At 48.6% G+C, this 17674-nt stretch carries 14 protein-coding genes; 3 read left to right on the forward strand and 11 right to left on the reverse strand.

Annotated features, from left to right (window positions below; genetic code table 11):
• Nucleotides 1-7 precede the first annotated feature (7 nt).
• Entirely contained in the window at nt 8-1069 is a 1062-nt protein-coding gene (locus tag B2X00_RS02745) for an efflux RND transporter periplasmic adaptor subunit (RefSeq protein ID WP_290486013.1), read from the forward strand.
• Complete coding sequence (locus B2X00_RS02750; protein WP_071464098.1) at nt 1069-4182, forward strand: efflux RND transporter permease subunit; 3114 nt, start codon at nt 1069-1071, stop codon at nt 4180-4182. The genes B2X00_RS02745 and B2X00_RS02750 overlap by 1 nt, the downstream gene beginning before the upstream one ends.
• Here the strand turns inward: B2X00_RS02750 and B2X00_RS02755 are convergent.
• The 8 genes from B2X00_RS02755 to B2X00_RS02790 all read right to left on the reverse strand — a co-directional run bounded on the left by B2X00_RS02755 (nt 4163) and on the right by B2X00_RS02790 (nt 12371).
• Complete coding sequence (locus tag B2X00_RS02755; RefSeq protein WP_290486014.1) at nt 4163-4912, reverse strand: substrate-binding periplasmic protein; 750 nt, start codon at nt 4910-4912, stop codon at nt 4163-4165. The two genes, B2X00_RS02750 and B2X00_RS02755, sit on opposite strands and share 20 nt — an antisense overlap.
• Entirely contained in the window at nt 4909-5370 is a 462-nt protein-coding gene (locus B2X00_RS02760) for a TerB family tellurite resistance protein (RefSeq protein ID WP_290486015.1), read from the reverse strand. Before B2X00_RS02760 ends, B2X00_RS02755 begins: the two co-directional genes overlap by 4 nt.
• Before the next feature lie 22 nt (nt 5371-5392).
• Nucleotides 5393-6757 (reverse strand): GAF domain-containing sensor histidine kinase, encoded by a 1365-nt coding sequence (locus tag B2X00_RS02765; protein WP_290486016.1) that lies wholly within the window; start codon nt 6755-6757, stop codon nt 5393-5395.
• A gap of 65 nt (nt 6758-6822) precedes the next feature.
• Nucleotides 6823-7764, reverse strand: coding sequence for a LysR family transcriptional regulator (locus B2X00_RS02770; RefSeq protein WP_071464094.1), 942 nt, complete (start codon nt 7762-7764; stop codon nt 6823-6825).
• Nucleotides 7765-7832: 68 nt separating this feature from the next.
• The gene (locus B2X00_RS02775) at nt 7833-9050 is read right to left on the reverse strand and encodes an ABC transporter permease (RefSeq protein WP_290486017.1); all 1218 of its coding nucleotides are present in this window, start codon (nt 9048-9050) and stop codon (nt 7833-7835) included.
• A 14-nt stretch (nt 9051-9064) separates the two neighbouring features.
• Nucleotides 9065-10378 carry an ABC transporter permease gene (locus B2X00_RS02780; RefSeq protein ID WP_290486018.1) on the reverse strand — a complete coding sequence of 438 codons (1314 nt, stop codon included), beginning with the start codon at nt 10376-10378 and terminating at the stop codon, nt 9065-9067.
• A 9-nt stretch (nt 10379-10387) separates the two neighbouring features.
• Nucleotides 10388-11089, reverse strand: coding sequence for an ABC transporter ATP-binding protein (locus B2X00_RS02785; RefSeq protein ID WP_290486019.1), 702 nt, complete (start codon nt 11087-11089; stop codon nt 10388-10390).
• Nucleotides 11090-11099: 10 nt separating this feature from the next.
• Nucleotides 11100-12371: an efflux RND transporter periplasmic adaptor subunit gene (locus tag B2X00_RS02790; RefSeq protein WP_290486020.1), complete on the reverse strand. Its 1272-nt coding sequence runs from the start codon at nt 12369-12371 to the stop codon at nt 11100-11102.
• Nucleotides 12372-12482: 111 nt separating this feature from the next.
• On the opposite strand from B2X00_RS02790, the gene aceK reads away from it, so the two are divergent.
• A complete protein-coding gene (aceK, locus tag B2X00_RS02795; protein ID WP_290486021.1) occupies nt 12483-14183 on the forward strand; it encodes a bifunctional isocitrate dehydrogenase kinase/phosphatase in 1701 nt (566 codons plus the stop codon).
• Here aceK and aceA read toward each other — a convergent pair.
• From aceA to B2X00_RS02810, 3 genes are all read right to left on the reverse strand, one after another.
• Complete coding sequence (gene aceA / locus B2X00_RS02800) at nt 14167-15501, reverse strand: isocitrate lyase (RefSeq protein ID WP_006956281.1); 1335 nt, start codon at nt 15499-15501, stop codon at nt 14167-14169. The genes aceK and aceA overlap by 17 nt on opposite strands.
• Nucleotides 15502-15525: 24 nt before the next feature.
• Nucleotides 15526-17109 carry a malate synthase A gene (aceB, locus tag B2X00_RS02805; protein ID WP_290486022.1) on the reverse strand — a complete coding sequence of 528 codons (1584 nt, stop codon included), beginning with the start codon at nt 17107-17109 and terminating at the stop codon, nt 15526-15528.
• A 168-nt stretch (nt 17110-17277) separates the two neighbouring features.
• Nucleotides 17278-17674: methyl-accepting chemotaxis protein (locus B2X00_RS02810; RefSeq protein WP_290486023.1), on the reverse strand; the 397-nt coding region annotated here is incomplete at its 5' end.

The following is a 17674-nucleotide window of genomic DNA, read 5'->3' on the forward strand; positions in this document are numbered from 1 at the left end:
GGGAATTATGAAACGTTTTACATGGTGTTTGCAGGTTACTGCGTTAGTCTCATTATTGGTTGCATCGGCTGGAGCAACCGCTCAGAGCTACGGTGCGCGTGAAGCACTCGTTAATGTTGCGCCGGTTCAATTTGAAAATGAAAAAAATCGCGTTGAAGCTGTTGGTACGGCCGAAGCGCAGCGTGCTGTCACGCTATTTTCACCGGTCAGTGAACGTGTTACTCAGGTTAATTTTGAACCGGGTGATCGTGTGCAAGCGGGCGACTTACTCGTGCAACTTGATGACCGACGTGAGCAAGTTGCTTTGCGACAGGCACAAATCAGTTTAAAAGATGCCGAGCGCACAGTAGAACGTCTAAAACAAAGCTTCGAACAAGGTGCGGTGCCACAATCGGAGCTTGATAATGCTATCTTGTTGCGTGATTTGGCAGAAGTAGAAGTCGATCGCGTAGAGACCGAGATAGCTGATCGAAAGATTATCGCACCCTTTGATGGTATCGTGGGTATCACCGATGTTGAAGAAGGCGACCGTATCAATGAACAGACGCAAATCGCGACAATAGACGATCGCGATACGCTGCTCATTAATTTTCAAATCCCTGAAGCCGCGGTCTATTTACTTAAGCCGGGCGTGACACTTGAAGTCGAGCCTTGGCGCTATTCAGGACAGCCTGTCAATGCTGAAATTGTAGAACTCGATTCCCGTATTAATCCGACGACGCGCATGTTCAGAGCGCGTGCGAAAGTTGATAATAAAAACGACGACTTCCTGCCCGGTACCAGTTTTCGCACAGCGATAGAACTCGCAGGCGAAGAGTTTGCTTCAATTCCAGAAGTTGCGCTCTCGTGGGGCGCAGATAATCCTTATATATGGATTGCAGAAGATAGTAAGGCAAAACGCATTGAGGTTCAGATCGAACAACGTTTAGAAGGACGCGTTCTTGTTTCTGGGGATATCAACCGCGACGATACATTGATTGTTGAAGGTGTTCAGAGTCTTCGTAATGGTCAGCCTATTAAATATGAGATGAGTGAGTTGGATACGGGCACTGAAGAGGTGGTTGAGTAATGTCTGACAAACAACAGCTACCGGCACATGAGGGTAATGACTTACCGTCAGTCTCAATACGTCGGCCCGTCCTCATTGTTGTACTCAACATTTTAATTGCGCTTGCTGGCATCGCGGCACTTATGGGTGTCGAAGTACGTGAATTACCCGATGTAGACCAACCTGTAGTGACCGTTCGGGCTACGCTACCGGGGGGAGCGCCAGAAACCGTTGATGCTGAAGTAACGAGTATCTTAGAGGGAGCTGCAGCCCGTGTGTCTGGCGTGAAATCGATTCGTTCGCAGTCAGAAGAAAACTCTGCTCGCACCGTGGTTGAGTTCCAGCCGAGTGTTGACCTTGATGTCGTGGCAGCCGAAGTTCGCGAGGCGGTTAACCAAGTTAGGCGCGAACTACCCGAAGACGTTGAGCAAGTAAACGTTGTAAAAGCAGACGATGATGCGCGTGCAGTTCTGGATATTGCCGTATCGAGTGAAAGTTTAAGCTTAGAGGAACTAACACGTCGATTAGAGACAGATTTCGCGCCCGAGTTTTTGTCTATCGAGGGCGTGGCGGATGTTCGTCTGAACGGTGCTCGTGAGCGCGTGCTGCGCGTTGCGCTCGATCCCCTGCGTTTGACCAGTTTCGGGCTTTCGGTGACTGATGTTGCCGACGCATTGCGTCAGGCACCTTTTGACGTGCCTGCAGGGAGCTTACGCTCAACGGATCAACGTATTATTATTCGTGCCGATGCAACGTCGATTAATGCCGAGCAAGTTGAAAATATTATTATCTCCGGCGATACCCGTATCGGTGATGTAGCGCAAGCCTATTTTAGTCCTGCCGATGCGGATAGCTTCGTTCGCTTAAACGGAAAACCTGTGGTTGGTGTTGGTGTGATTCGCCAAGCCGGCTCAAATACTATTGAGATTTCGGATCAAGCGTTAGCGATGCTTGAGCGTTTGCGCGACCGTTTTCCCGATATGGAAATGACAGTGACTAACGATGATGCGCTATTTATTCGTAAATCAGTCGCTGAAGTGGTCACTACCTTGGCAATTACCATCGCGTTGGTTGTCGCCACGCTGTGGGTCTTTATTGGCTCGTTTCGTGCCACCATCGTGCCCGCATTATCGATACCGGTTGCGTTATTCGGCGCAGTTGCCGCGATATGGTTGATGGGCTTTTCTATCAATATTCTCACGTTGTTAGCATTGGTGCTTGCCACGGGGCTTATTGTCGATGACGCGATTGTTGTCGCCGAAAACATTCAACGGCGGCGCTCGATGGGGTTAGGTAGTCGAGCTGCAGCGGTACTCGCCACGCGTGAGGTGTTCTTTGCCGTTGTCGCAACAACAGCCGTGTTGGCAGCAGTTTTTGTACCTATCGCGTTTCTCCCATCGACTGCGGGTCGCTTATTCCGAGAGTTTGGTGGCGTGTTAGCGGTCGCTGTTGTCATATCCTCATTTGTAGCCTTATCACTTGTGCCTGCGTTTACCGCGCGATTACCGAAAAATGCCGGAAAAAATAATATTTTCGGTCCTGTCGGGCACTGGTTCAAGACGGGCTATGAACGCACGCTTAAAGTTGCGTTGAATACGTCATGGTTGATTGTTGCGCTATCTTTGGTAGCGGCTACCGGCGCTGTATTTGTCTATGATAAAGTGGCTAGTGAGCTACTACCGAATGAAGACCGCGGCGTCGTGCGTATTTTTGCGCGGGGTCCCGATGGTGTTGGCCTTAACTTTATGGATCGTCAGGCACGTGCACTTGAGGAAGTCTTAATCCCCTATCAACAGGAAGGCGCGTTCGAGACGCTTTATACTGTGGTGGGGCAGTGGGACCCGAATATCGTCTTTATCACGGCGAATATGTACCCGTGGGAAGAACGCGATATCACGCAACAGGAAGTGATCAACGAAATACGCGGGCCACTCGGACAAAACCCTGGCGCGCCCGGGCGTGCGTTTGGCAGCAATTCGTTAAATGTTCGCGGCGGCCAAGGCGGCGGTGCCGTGCAGATGGCCATTACGGGTGAGAGCTATGGCGATATTTTCCAAGCTGCACGGAAGTTCACTGCGGCGATTCAAGAACGCTCTGAAACGTACACCAACCCCAATATTTCATATCAACCCACGCAGCCGCAGTTGCGCTTTAAAATTGATCGCCGTCGAGCCGCTGAGCTAGGCGTATCGTTAAATGACGTTTCGTCGACATTGCGTGCGGCTATCAACGGCGATGACGTGGCCGATCTTAATGTAGGCGACCAGCAAATCCCGGTGATTTTACAGACCCGTTTAAGCTCAATTAAGTCGCCACAAGACATGCAGAATCTCTATGTGTCGTCGACATCAGGTGAGCTAGTGCCTATCTCAAGTGTGGCTGAAATTGTCGAGGAAGGGGTGTCTGCAGAACTCGAGCGACATGCTCAACGGCGCGCTATTGAGGTTGAAGTTGAAATTCCGCCAGAATATCCATTATCTGAAGCGACCGACGAGCTACGTGCGATTGCTCAGGATGTGTTGCCTGATAGTATGGGACTTATTTTCTTGGGCGAAGCACAAACATTTGAAGACACGAATCGCGAAGTGGCGATGACATACATCTTGGCATTCTTGATTGTGTTATTAGTACTCGCTGCTCAATTTGAGAGTGTAAATAGTGCTTTCGTGGTGATGTTGACGGTGCCTTTTGGTATTGCTGCAGCGATTTATGCCTTGGCGCTTACAGGTATTTCACTCAACATTTACTCGCAAATAGGTTTGGTGATGTTAATCGGGTTGTTGGCGAAAAACTCGGTATTGTTGGTCGAGTTCGCGGACCAATTGCGCGACCGTGGACTTTCGGTGCGTGATGCGGTGGAGCAAGCGGCATCTATCCGCTTACGTCCTATTATGATGACCTTGGTCTCAACCATTTTAGGTGGATTGCCACTGATTCTATCAACCGGTGCGGGTGCAGAAGCGCGTAACTCAATTGGTTGGGTCGTATTCGGCGGCCTAGGTTTGGCTACCGTGTTTACGTTATATCTAACGCCCGTTCTATACCTTTGGCTAGCGCGCTTTACCAAACCGCGTGCAGATGAAGCTCAGCGTTTGCACGACGAGTTAGAAGCGGCTAATCAACAGGGACATTAATCGACCATTTGTCCTTGATGCGTTGCAAAGTGCCGTCGGCACGCAGTGCATCAAGGGCATCATTAATCTGATTGACTAAATCAGGGTTATTGTTCGACACGCCAAAAGCCACTTGCGTGGGTTGTGGAGACTGCCATAGCACTTTCAGCTTGATGCCGATCTTATTGGCAAGATAAAACGCAACGCGCTTAGGCATAATCACAGCTTTCACGTTGCCTTTGGCTAAGGCAGATATTGCCTCTTTTTTCGATTCCATTTGTTCGATCCGGAACTGGGTTTTTAGACCCAGTTGACTGAGGTAGGCTTCCAGGGAAGAGTGGCGGTCGCCAGTGATATGCTGACCGATCAAATCCTTCACTCGTTGTACTTGTGTGTTATCTGCCAGTGTGAGCAACGCGGGTTGGCGGGTATAATACCCCTCAGTAAATAAAAAATAGGGCATTCGAGCTGCACTTATCTCTGCTCCTACCGCGACGTCAATCGCATTGTGGCGCAGCAGGCTCATGACATCATCCCAACTGTATGCACTAAACTGGTAATTGAGCTTTAGCTTATCAAAAACGGCTTTTGCAACATCAATATCAAAACCGCTTGCGAGGCCTTTGTCGTCAATAAACTGATAAGGCTCGTAGCCTTTAGCTAAACCAACAGTGAGCGCGTCCTTTGAATTCGCTAGGGGCGGTCCAAAGGCGGTTACGCCGATGAGTAAAAGCCAGTGGTAAGTTCTCATCCAACCGACTCTTGGGCTGCTAACTTACAACGAATATAATCTGAATGGTCGATATATAGTAAGTCGGCAAGTTTACGCAACATGCTTTCTTCTAACGGGTCGAGCTCACCATCGGCATAGGCGACTTCCCATAGCGACTCAAGCAGTACGACTTTGTCTGCGTATGCGAGTGCTTTGAGCGGGGCGGTTGACTCTTGCAGCGAGGCTGCATCGCGGACATGCAGTTTGGCGTGGGTGATGATTTCGTCTGCAGCTTCTTTAGCTTGGTCGAAGTCACGTTTTAGTTCACGGACTAAGTAGTCATGTTCGCTTTGCTCGAACTTGCCATCAGCCAGTGCAATTTCCATCATTAAAATAACGCTCAGTGTCTCGTTCGCATCTAAACTGCCGAAATGTGGACGCGTGTCACTTTCATCCGCGACACGGGTACTTAACCAGGTTTTTAATTTTTGTAGCATGATACTTCTTTCACTCTCATGTTCAGTCGATGATATTGGGCAAACGCACAGTAAAAGTGGTTCCTTTATTTAGTTGCGATTGCACATCAATGGTTCCATTTAACTTACGTTGTACTAGGTTGTAGACGATCGACAAACCCAACCCCGAACCACCATCATCCCTAGCCGTGGTATAAAACGGTTCAAATATCTTATGCTGAATATCAGGTGCGATTCCTGCGCCATTATCGATAATCCGCACCACCGCATCAGCATTTTCTTTTTCTACGAAAATATCAATTTGATGGTTTTCATCAGGGGTCTTAAAGGCATGTTCAGCACAATTACTGATTAAGTTGGTGATTACTTGAGCGAGTGCACCCCGGTATGTTTTTATGGTGAGTTCTTGCTCGCAGTGCGTTTGGATAGTGACTTTCTTCTTCTTCACCATCGGGCGTAAGCTGATCACAAGTGAGCTAATGTAGTCACCTAATGAGCACTCGACCAGCTCAAAGCTCGACTGGTCTACCGCGGTTTTCTTAAAGTTCTGAATGAGGCTTGCCGCGCGCTCTAAATTGCTATTCATTAAGGTGTATGCATCCAGCGTGTCATTGATGTATTGCGTGAGCGCGTTGCGGGATATTTTGCCCTCATCAAAGCTTTGTTTGAGTTTTTTTAGACGGTGTTCGCAGTGTGTCGTGGCTGTAACGGCAATGCCCAGTGGCGTATTGACCTCATGTGCAACGCCGGCTACCAGCTTTCCTAAAGCGGCCATTTTTTCCGTTTCAACGAGGCGATCTTGGGCCTGTTTAAAGTTACTGAGTGCGTCTTCTAGCGATTTCGTACGTTCTGCTACGCGTTGTTCGAGATCTTCATTATGTTTTATGAGAAGCTGTTCATATCGTACGCGTTCTGCTGCACTGACAGCGCGACCATAGATATCAGCGAGAATGCCGACGAATGCGACTTCATCACCGCTCCATTGACGCTCGGGTTTGATGCTTTCACAACACATTACACCTATCATTTTACCTTTATGGCGTAGTGGTACATCAAGCATCGCTACGATACCAAACTGTTCCAGGTAAGCTTTAAGTTCCGAGGTCGCAGGATGCTCAATCGCGCGATTAGCGATAATGGTACGTTCCTGCTTGAGTGCATTAAAGTAATTGGGGAAGTCGGTGGCGCAGATGGTCGCTGACGATTGTTCACCTTTATTTGCGTCTAGCAAATACTGACTGGTAATGCAGGCGCTTTCATCATCGTACAACCAGACGCCAACACGACTAATATCAAGCCCTTCAATGACTGATTTTATAATCAACTGGGTAGCTTCTTCGAGTTTTCCTTCGTCGATAATAGGCGACTTAGAAACCTGCAAGAGGATATTCTCGAGTTTCTCGACCATGACATTATTTATCGATTGCTTGTAGCCCCACTATACAACAGTGGAGCTTATTGTCGAATCCTTCATCAAAAGGCTTCGTTTGCTGCAGTATCAGCGACCAGTTGGCGGAACCAACGATGCCCCGCATCATGCTGTAGCAATGGACTCCAGATCATGGTCAAGGTCAGGCCAGGAATGCGAAACGGTGGCTCTTTTGTGACCAAGTGATCGTCGTCTTTGTATAGCGCGGCTGCTCGGGTCGGCAGCGTGGCAATCAGTCCTTGTCGAGCCAGGTACATAGCGACGTGGTAGTTGCGGGTAAATACTTTAATTTGTCGACGTTTACCTAGCTCTGCTAGAGCTTCGTCAACCCAGCCCAGCTTCTGTACGTCTTGAGGGTCCATACCGACACCCACGCCAAACCCCGTTTTTGATACCCATACGTGTTGGGCTTTTAAATATTCGTCTAACGTGTAGCTATTTAGTAGCGGATGCTCACGATGGATGAGACAAGAGAATTCATCCTGCCAAAGTACTTTTTGATGAAACGACTGTGGTAGTTTTTCAAAGCGATTAATGGCTAAGTCGACTTTACCATTTTCAACGTCGTGAAAACTGATGTCGCTTGGTGTCATGATATCTAAGGATACATGAGGTGCCTGCTCTTCAAGCTGACTGAGTAATCGCGGCATCAGTGTTGAAGCTGCATAATCGGACGCCATGATGCGAAAAACGCGCTTACTGGTGGGGGCATCAAACTCACGTACGGGCTGGATCATTTCTTCCACAGAGTAGAGCACCGTGCGCAATGACTCCTGCATGTCTAAAGCCCTTTGAGTGGGTGTCATGCCGTCGGAGGTTCGCACTAAAATCGGATCGTTGAGGAGGTTACGTAAACGTTTTAACCCATTACTCATGGCCGGTTGAGTAATATTCAATTGTGCTGCTGCGCGGGTGACGTTGCGTTCTCGCAACAGCACGTCTAGATAAACTAAGAGGTTAAGGTCGATGTCCTTGATGGTGTTCATAAAACGCAATAATCCCGATACAAAGCATGTATCGGGATTATAAATGTTATGAATGTGTAACGCTAGTGTTATACGTTACGAGTTGCAATAGCGGGCGATATTTGCGTAGCGCGCAAGGCAGGCCCCCATACCGCGATGAGCCCGATTGTCCACATGGCTATCATGGCAATGGGTAAGTAGATATAGCTCAACCTTGGTAAGTTAAAACTCGAAACAAGCCACATGTTGAGCGCAACACTGCCAGCGATGCCCAGTATCACACCCACGCTGGTAATCATCACGTTCTCGGTGAGGAAATAGCTCATGATGTCCGCTTTTTGAGCGCCGAGTGCCCGACGTGTGCCAATTTGGCGACGGCGACGGTTAATCGAAAAGCTGACTAAGCCGACAATACCCAAAGCTGTGATGATGCAGAGTACGACAATGATGGTCCACAGAATCGCTTGTAACGCAGAGTCGCCGCGATAGCTATCCATACGCACTTGAGTCATGGTTTCAGTTTCTCTGACCATACGACCTACTTCGCGTTGTTTCATAAACTGTTCAACTTGCTCGATGGCTTGTTCGCGTTGTCCAGGCTTAGCTCGCACCAGATAACGCGAATAAGGCGAGTCGAATTTGTTCGGTACTAGCATTGAGTGATTGACCGTTGTCCAGCCTGTCCATGGGGCTTGTAAATGATCCATAATACCGATAATGGTCAACGGCTCATTACTTTGAATGTAAACCGTTTGGCCAACGATTTCTGTTGGGCTCAAGTCAGGAAACAGACTCTTTGCTAACGCTTCGGTCAGTATTACCGACTGCGGCCAATCCCGAGTGTTGCGATCGCGATAACTGATTTCGGTGGCTTTAAAGTTCTCGCCAGCAATCAACTCAACATCGAGCGTATTAAGTCCGTGTTCATCGGTCATATAGAGCGCCGTTGGCACCGAGTTTTCGCCTTCACCGGCTTTGGTTTGTAAGCCCATTGACCAGCCACCGTTGCTCATCGGGATCGCATTAATCTGTACCGCATCATCCACACTCGGGAGTTGGCGGATGCCGTCCAAGTCGGTATCGATCACGTACGGCGCATCAAAATCATTGGCATAGCCGACACTGGTCACGTAAAGCTGGTTGGCTTCATCAAGGCCTGATGAACGACCCATGAGATCGCCGCGGGCATTAATAAGGTGTATCGCATTGACGATAATAGTCATGGTCACAGCCACTTGTAGTGCGATGAGCAGGGCACCGACTTTATTGCGCATCAGAGCTCTGAAAATGGGTCCTATCTGACTCATAATTATCTCCTTAATTACTCTGATTTAAGTTGTGAAGCAGGCGGAATACGACAAGTGCGCCAGGTTGGGTAGGCACCGGCCAATGCACTGCTTATGATGGCGAGCAAAATACCGATACCCAGCAGCGGCAGGTTGAGTGAGGCAAGATCTTTGACCTGATCACCGTATAAGTATTCAATACCCAGCAGACCTAATGCGGCCAAAATAAGGCCACCGATACCGCCAGCAACGCCAATGAATACCGTTTCTACCAACTGTTGTTGATAGAGCTGCATGCGGGTTGCGCCTACCGCACGTCGCAGTGCGATTTCGCCGGTTTTAAAGCTAAACTTGGTCAGTAATAGCCCGATAGTATTCAGTAAGCATACGGCTAAGAACATAAGCGACAGATACATCATCACTTCAGCATCGTCATCAACCACATTCTCATGCTCCATCCAGCCCATGACATCGGTAAGCCGATTGTTCAGAGGACGCTGAAAGCGACCGAGTTTCTTTTGTTCTTCGACATACGCGTTGAGAAAACTCATGTACTCTTGTTGTTCTTGCGCGCTGTTGAGCTGCACCCAAAATTGAAAGTTCACGCATTCAGAGGTCAAAAATGATTTAAAGCCTTCTCCCTCGGGCATCTTCCAGCAGTTCGTATTGCCGCTGTTGGGAAGCTCCATGGTTTCTTTCACCTTAAACGGTACGTAAGCATCTTCCATTTCGTTAAACGCACCGGTCGTGACATCGTAAAAACGAGGTTTAAGTACCCATTCATCGAGCACGCCGACCACACGAAATTCTTTACCTTCTAACCTGACTGTGCGACCCACTGAATTTTCGCCAGCAAAGATCGCCTCATTGGCATTTTTGCTCAGCACGATGCTTCTGTCGCCCGTTTCATCTGCGCTATCGCTCCAGCCTTGACCATATAAAAAGGGTGAATTGAACATGGTAAAAAAGTCGTTGTGGGTGAGGCGCAAGCGTGCCAAGAACGGTTCTTTACCCAAGCCTTGTGGTTCAATAACACCACCCGACTGCGCTAAAGCGGTTTGCAGTTGAGCAGGCGCTTGCGCTTTTAGTGCGGTTGCGTCGGTGTACGTCAACTGATCGGGTGGCTCATTGGGCTCATCATAGGGTTCATTAGGTGACCAATTGTCTAACTGTACATAAAACAAGCGGTCGCTTTTTTCAGGAATAGGATCCGCCGACATTAAATAATTGATGGTAATTGTCGTCATGGCAGCACCGATGCCTAATGCAATAGCACCGCTCATGAGTAGTGATAACAGCGGATGACGTTTTAAGCTGAGCCAAGCAAGTCGAGTATAATATAACCACATAAGCGTCTCCTATGCATTCACTGTGGTGAGTTCAGGGGCAACGCGCTTTTGCTCGGTGACTTGCCCATCGAGCACTTGAATATGGCGGTGGGCACGTTCAGCTTGTGACAAGTCATGGGTGACCATGACAATCGTCGTTCCAGACTGATTAATTTCCTCGAGCAAACTCATGACACTGTCGGCCATTTTGCTATCGAGGTTACCGGTAGGTTCATCGGCGAGTAGAAACAACGGGTTTCCCGCTAATGCGCGAGCGATCGCAACGCGCTGTTGTTGTCCGCCCGAGAGTTGTGATGGCAGGTGACGCATACGGTTGGCGAGACCCACGACATCTAAGCTATGTTCGATACGCTCTTTGCGCTCAGCTTTACTCAGTTTGCGATAGCGCAGTGGCACGTCGACGTTATCAAATAAATTGAGATCTGGGATGAGATTGAAGCTTTGAAAGATAAAGCCAATTTTTTCGTTCCGCAGTTGCGAGAGTTGCTTGTCGTTAAGGTTCTTAACTGAGCGCCCGTCAAGCGTGTACTCGCCGTCATCAAACGACTCGAGCAAACCTGCGATATTTAAAAAGGTCGTTTTGCCAGAGCCTGAAGGGCCGGTGACCGCAACGAAATCACCTTCATTAACGGTGAGACTAAATTGCTTAAGTGCGTGTGTTTCGACAGTCTCTGTACGAAATACTTTAGTGATGTTGTTCATTACAAGCATGGTGTATTCCTTATTGATTGATAACGACGCTTTCGGCACCGTTGAATGATTGAGTATCAGAAATGATGACGCGATCGCCGACCTTCAGACCCGAAATGATTTCCACTTTTGATAGGCTACTAGCGCCTGTTTGAATAGGCGTTTTTAGTGCGATACCGTCGCTAACCACGTAAGCAACGCGACCACCTTGATTCTGCAGGAAAGGTCCCCGCTGCAGAGTCATCACGTCGTCTTTTTGGTCGAGAATAATGCGGCTTGTTAAACGTTGGTTTTGGCGCAGCCCCGCGGGTGTGTCTTCGCTGAAACGCAATGTGCCGATGACTTCGTTATTGCGAATTTCAGGCGAAACCGCGACGAGAGTGGCTTTATGGAGTTGGCCGTTGTAATTGATTTCAGCCGCCATACCAATGGCGAGGTCATCGGCGTAGCTTTCTGGAATACCGAGTTCAACCTCAAACTCTGATAAGTCGACAACACCCAACACGGCTTGGTTTTTGGCGACTTGATTCTTTTGATCGACTTCTAAGTTACCCACAATACCGTTAACTGGCGAAGCGATAGTCAAACCATCGACTTGACGTTGCAATTCATTCACGAGTAATTGTTGGCGGTCCACTTTAAGTTGCAGCGACTGAATATCGAAAGCCAAGCTCTCGCTATTGAGTTTGGCGTCCTGCACCGCGTGCTTATACACGACTTGCGCGTTATCTAATTCGTCTTGCGCTTTTTCATAGTCGATTTCGCTGATGGCTTGCTTTTCCCAAGCTCTGTCAGCACGGCGCTTTTCGCGATCCGCGGCTGTCAGGGTGACGTGTGCTAAATCAACTAATTTTTGATTTTCTAAAGCGGCTTTTTTGGAGTTGATGCGCTGGCGGTCCAGTTCCATTTTTAAGCTGGCTAAACTCGCCTGTTCTTGCTCGAGCTTGCTTTTTAGCTCGGGACTTTCGATGGTCGCCAATGCTTGGCCTTGCTCCACCGCATCGCCTGCTCCCACGTGATAAGTAATCACCCCTTCAGCTGGCGCATACAAAGTGGGACTCACGGCAGCAACCACTTTGCCCTGAATCGATACATCGCGCGTAAAGTTGCCTTGCTCTACGGTTGCATAGCGCAGCTCACTTGACTCTACAGCCGCCTCGGCTGAAGACCAGGTGGTGAGCATCGGAATACTCACAGCGATAAGGGCCGCAGCGGCAATACCGCCCATCCCCCATTTGATCCAAGGTGTTTTTTTAGGTGCGCGAACAACGTCTTGTCCGCTGGTGTCTGATATCTTAGTCATAAGGTTCCCTCTGATTTAACTTGATTAATAAGTCGCTATAAGAGAGAAAAGGGTTGTATTTTGATGTGTGTAAGAATGTAAGCAGATATATCAACCGTGAGAAAAAGCTGAATGAGTACTGATTTAAACCAAGCCGATGAACTTGCACGACTTATCTTAGCGGGCTTTCACAGTCACTTTAGTCGTTTCCAACTGCTTACGCAGGGCGCTGCTGAACGCTTTTTAGCGCAACGTTGGCAAGACGTGATTGGCGCGGCGGCAGAGCGGATAAGTTACTATGACAAGCAAGTGGCGCTAACCAGCGATGAGTTGTTGCAGTATCAAACGCAATTTGATGAAGCCTTATGGTTGAGCGTTCGGCAACGCTACCAGTCGCTGTTGCAGTTTCATCCGCAAGCGGATTTAGCCGAAACTTTTTATAATTCGGTGTTCTGTAGTGCGTTTGAACGTCAGTACTTTCATAATGCCTTTATTTTTGTCGAGTCGACGCTAGAGGAACGTACCCCGGTTCCTATTGAGCACGTTTATCAGTCTTATTTCCCTGTCTATCAAGGCTTCACTCAAACATTAGAGCAGCTATTTTTAGATTTAGGCTTAGGGGATACCTTCGAGAATCTTAAGCATGATGTCGAACAGCTGCGTGCCACCTTTTTGCAACGTGCTATAGAAGACGAAGTAGAACCGCACGAAGTGCGTATCGATGTACTGAAAACGCCCTTTTATCGAAATAAAGCAGCCTACGTAGTTGGCCGTATAGTCACTCAGCAACACAGCTATCCGTTCATTGTACCCATCTTGATTAACCCGGAAGGACGGTTGTATGTGGATGCCTTTATTACCCAGTCGGACAGAATGGCGGCGATATTTGGGTTTGCGCGTTCGTATTTTATGGTGCGAACCGAGGCACCGTCGGCATTAGTGCGTTTTTTGAAACAACTCATGCCACGTAAGACTTTTTCCGAACTCTATTCTTCAATTGGCTTTCATAAGCAGGCTAAGACCGAGTTTTATCGCGACTTTTTAAGGCAACTTGCTAACTCAAATGAGCAACTTAGCGCAGCCCCTGGGGTAAAAGGAATGGTGATGACGGTATTTACACTCCCATCGTTCCCTTACGTGTTTAAAGTGATTAAGGACGAGCTAGGCGATACCAAAGGCTTCGGTCGTAGTACGGTGGTCGAACGCTATCGCATGGTTAAACAACACGACCGTGTAGGACGCATGGCAGATACGCTCGAGTTCTCTGACGTGGCGATCCCTAAACACCGTATTGCTGATGACTTAATGGATGAGCTGCTAGCGACCGTTGGCAGCAGTATTCGTTTCGAAGGCGATTTGCTGGTGATTAGCCAGTGTTTTGTTGAGCGTCGTATGATACCGCTCAACATGTATTTAGAGTATGCCAGTGAGGCTGAACAGGCAGCGGCTATCGATGACTATGGTCGTGCGATTAAAGATATGATCGCAGCGAATATATTCCCTGGCGATATGCTACTCAAGAACTTCGGCGTGACACGCCACAAGCGCGTGGTTTTTTACGATTATGACGAAGTGCGTTATCTCACTGATATGAATTTCAAATCCCTTGCGAAAGCCGACCATGAGGTGTCTTTTGCGCCGGACGATGTGTTTCCCGAACAGTTGGCTATATTCGCGGTGCCACAACCACGCTACCGCGAACTCCTGTTAAGTGCTCACCCCGAGTTGGTCGACCCGATGTATTGGCGGCAGCGCCAGCAAGATATCAAGGAGGGGGTGATTAAAGATATCTTCCCGTACGCTGCCGATTTACGCTTTACGCGGTCGTTTTAAACTGATCTTCTTCAGTTGAACCGGTTAATGCGGTGACAGATGAGCTGCCGCCTTGAATCGCATTAGTGAGTGAATCAAAGTAGCCAGTTCCAACTTCTTGTTGGTGAGCCACGAACGTATAACCTTTTTCTGCTGCATCGAACTCTTGCTGTTGTAGGCGAACGTACGCTGACATATCGTTACGAGCATAGTCGTGTGCGAGCTCAAACATGTGATACCACATGTTGTGAACACCCGCTAAGGTAATGAACTGGAACTTATAGCCCATGGCAGCCAGTTCGCGTTGGAACTTCGCGATAGTGGCATCGTCGAGGTTGCGCTTCCAGTTAAACGAAGGTGAACAGTTGTAGGCTAAGAGTTTGCCCGGATACTTAGCATGCACCGCCTCGGCAAATTGACGTGCCTCGTCGAGGTCAGGCTTTGCTGTTTCACACCAAATTAAATCCGCATAAGGCGCATAAGCAAGACCGCGCGAAATAGCTTGCTCAATACCGGGTTTCACACGGTAAAAACCTTCAGCGGTGCGTTCACCGGTAACGAATGGTTTATCGTTATCGTCGAAGTCCGACGTTAGCAGGTCGGCGGCATTGGCGTCGGTGCGTGCTACGATCAACGTAGGTACGCCCTCAACATCGGTCGCAAAACGCGCTGCTATGAGTTTTTGCACCGCCTCTTGGGTAGGTACTAAAACCTTACCACCCATATGGCCGCACTTTTTAACTGACGCTAACTGATCTTCAAAGTGCACGCCCGCCGCACCACATTGAATCATACGCTTCATCAATTCATAGGCGTTTAATACCCCACCAAAGCCTGCCTCGGCATCCGCGACGATAGGCGCAAAATAGTCAATGTATTGCTCATCATCTGGGCTGATACCTTTTGACCATTGAATTTGGTCAGCACGAGCAAACGAGTTGTTGATGCGCTCAACGACAGTTGGTACAGAATCGACCGGATAGAGCGACTGATCAGGATACATATTGCGTGACGAGTTATTGTCAGCTGCAACCTGCCAGCCGGAGAGGTAAATCGCCTGTAATCCCGCTTTGACTTGTTGAACCGCTTGACCACCGGTCAAAGCGCCGAGTGCATTGACGTAGTCTTTGCCAAACTTTTGCTGAGCTTCACCGTTAATCAAGCGCCATAGTTTGTCGGCACCGTGTTGCGCGTATGTGTGTTGCACTTGCAATGAGCCTCTAAGCTTTACCACCTCTTCGGCGCTATAGGGGCGTTTAACCTGTGCCCAACGGGCATCGTTTTTCCAGCTTTGCTCAAGCGCTTTAGCTTGTTCTGCTTGTTGTGTTGATAAAGTCATGATGTTGTCCTGTTGTCTGGTTAATTAATCAAGTTGTTGGTAGCCGGGCAGTGTGAGGAACTCCACTAACTCATCGGCAGTTGTGATGTCCTCGAGTAACGCGACGGCTTTATCAAAAGGCTGCTGTTGCCACATTGATTCGCCCACTTCTTGTTTCACTTTCGCTGCTTCTTCGGCGAGGAATTGTTTGAATAGAGCCTTAGTGACAGAAGTCCCGTTACTGAGGGATTTTTCGTGTTTGATCCACTGCCAAATTGATGCCCGCGAAATTTCTGCGGTGGCAGCATCTTCCATCAATCCGTATATAGGCACGCAACCGCGGCCATCGAGCCAAGCGCTGATGTATTGCAATGCAACCCGGATATTGGTGCGCATGCCTGCCTCAGTGCGCTCACCGTCACATGGGGTGAGTAACTGTGATGCAGTGATGGCGTGATCTTGCTCACGCAAGACATGCAGTTGATTATCGCCGCTGAGCTGGTCTACAAATATCGCGCTAACGGTGTCGGCAAGTCCAGGATGCGCAATCCAAGTACCATCATGGCCATTATCAAACTCGAGCTGCTTGTCCTTGGCGACTTTAGCGAGAATTTGTTCATTCTCACTGGCATCTTTACTCGGAATAAACGCCGCCATACCGCCCATTGCGAGCGCGCCCCGTTTGTGGCAGGTATATACCAGTAAGCGAGAGTAAGCGTTAAGGAACGGCTTAGACATGGTGACTTGCTGGCGATCAGGGAGCACTCGGTCAGGATGGTTTTTCAGGGTTTTTATATAACTAAAAATATAATCCCAACGACCGCAATTGAGGGCTGCGATATGGTCACGAAGTGCATGCAAAATTTCATGCATCTGAAAAACGGCTGGTAGTGTTTCGATAAGTACAGTGGCACGAATGGTACCCGGCTTGAGCTGAAAACGCTGTTCCGAGTAGTGAAACACGTCGCTCCACCACAGTGCTTCGCTACTGTGTTCTAATTTGGGCAAATAGAAATAGACGCCCGTACCTTCATCTAATCGGACGCGATAGTTGTGGTAAAAATACAATGCAAAATCAAGCAGAGCGCCCGGCACGGGCGTATCTTCAAAGCACAAATGCTTTTCTGGCAGATGTAATCCACGTACCCGCGCAATTAACAGCGCGGGGTTGGGGTTCACGTTGTATGCTTTGCCGCTCTTAGGGTCTTGGTAACTCAGCGTGTTGCGGTTGGCGTCAATTAAATTAACTTGGCCGTCGAGCAATCCATCCCAAGTCGGTGATTGGGAGTCCTCGAAGTCGGCCATATAGCAGTCAACATTGGCGTTGAGAGCGTTAATAACCATTTTACGATCAACCGGACCGGTGATTTCAATGCGACGACGAGTCAGATCTTTGGGTAATGGGCGAATATGCCAATCGCCCTCGCGAATGGTTTGGGTGCTCGGATCAAAGTCGGGTAGTTCGCCTGCATCGATACGCTGTTGTCTTTTTGACCGAGTATCTAGCAATTCTGCATGACGTGGCATGAAGCGTTCGCACAAGTCGGCAAAATAGGACATAAATTGTGGCGTAAATAAGCGCGCTTGATGGGGCACTGATTTCGCATTAAATGAAAGTCGAGATGTCATAACCTGAACCTGATGTTAGTAGTTTGTTAACACAGATTCAGCTTAGAGTGGGGTGTGATATTCGTCTAATTTATACGGATGATGGTGGCTATTTTCTATACTTATTTTACTTATGGTCTCTAGGCGATTAAAAATTGTGCGGGGACATCTATCCCCGCACATTGAGTCTTACACTTTGAAGCGCTCGACTAAATTATTCAACTCAACCGCTAACCGCGATAGCTCTTGGCTCGAAGCGCTGGTTTGCTCAGCACCTGAGGCGGTGGAATTAGATAAGTCGCGAATACTGACTAAGTTCTTATCAACATCACGCGCTACGTTTGCTTGTTCTTCTGATGCACTCGCAATCGACGTATTGTGCGTATTGATTTCGCTCACGGCGGTCGCTATTTGCTTCAACGCAGTCCCAGCCTCACGCGCGATATCGAGTGTTTTGGCAGCGCGTTCGAGACTCTGCTTCATAGTAGAAACTGAACGGTCACTGGATTCGTTTATGGCTGAAACCATTTCTTCAATTTCGACCGTTGACTGTTGAGTCTTGTGGGCCAATGACCGCACTTCATCA

It is taken from the genome of Idiomarina sp. UBA3162, assembly GCF_002364475.1.
In the GTDB taxonomy this organism is placed as follows: domain Bacteria; phylum Pseudomonadota; class Gammaproteobacteria; order Enterobacterales; family Alteromonadaceae; genus Idiomarina.

What these genes read in the sequence shown, in the direction of transcription:
- B2X00_RS02765 (WP_290486016.1), bottom strand. Translation starts at nt 6,757, where the DNA reads ATGGTCGAGAAACTCGAGAATATCCTCTTGCAGGTTTCTAAGTCGCCT.
- aceB (WP_290486022.1), bottom strand. Translation starts at nt 17,109, where the DNA reads ATGACATCTCGACTTTCATTTAATGCGAAATCAGTGCCCCATCAAGCG.
- B2X00_RS02755 (WP_290486014.1), bottom strand. Translation starts at nt 4,912, where the DNA reads ATGAGAACTTACCACTGGCTTTTACTCATCGGCGTAACCGCCTTTGGA.
- B2X00_RS02760 (WP_290486015.1), bottom strand. Translation starts at nt 5,370, where the DNA reads ATGCTACAAAAATTAAAAACCTGGTTAAGTACCCGTGTCGCGGATGAA.
- B2X00_RS02790 (WP_290486020.1), bottom strand. Translation starts at nt 12,371, where the DNA reads ATGACTAAGATATCAGACACCAGCGGACAAGACGTTGTTCGCGCACCT.
- B2X00_RS02775 (WP_290486017.1), bottom strand. Translation starts at nt 9,050, where the DNA reads ATGAGTCAGATAGGACCCATTTTCAGAGCTCTGATGCGCAATAAAGTC.
- B2X00_RS02780 (WP_290486018.1), bottom strand. Translation starts at nt 10,378, where the DNA reads ATGTGGTTATATTATACTCGACTTGCTTGGCTCAGCTTAAAACGTCAT.
- aceK (WP_290486021.1), top strand. Translation starts at nt 12,483, where the DNA reads ATGAGTACTGATTTAAACCAAGCCGATGAACTTGCACGACTTATCTTA.
- B2X00_RS02785 (WP_290486019.1), bottom strand. Translation starts at nt 11,089, where the DNA reads ATGCTTGTAATGAACAACATCACTAAAGTATTTCGTACAGAGACTGTC.
- B2X00_RS02750 (WP_071464098.1), top strand. Translation starts at nt 1,069, where the DNA reads ATGTCTGACAAACAACAGCTACCGGCACATGAGGGTAATGACTTACCG.
- B2X00_RS02745 (WP_290486013.1), top strand. Translation starts at nt 8, where the DNA reads ATGAAACGTTTTACATGGTGTTTGCAGGTTACTGCGTTAGTCTCATTA.
- aceA (WP_006956281.1), bottom strand. Translation starts at nt 15,501, where the DNA reads ATGACTTTATCAACACAACAAGCAGAACAAGCTAAAGCGCTTGAGCAA.
- B2X00_RS02770 (WP_071464094.1), bottom strand. Translation starts at nt 7,764, where the DNA reads ATGAACACCATCAAGGACATCGACCTTAACCTCTTAGTTTATCTAGAC.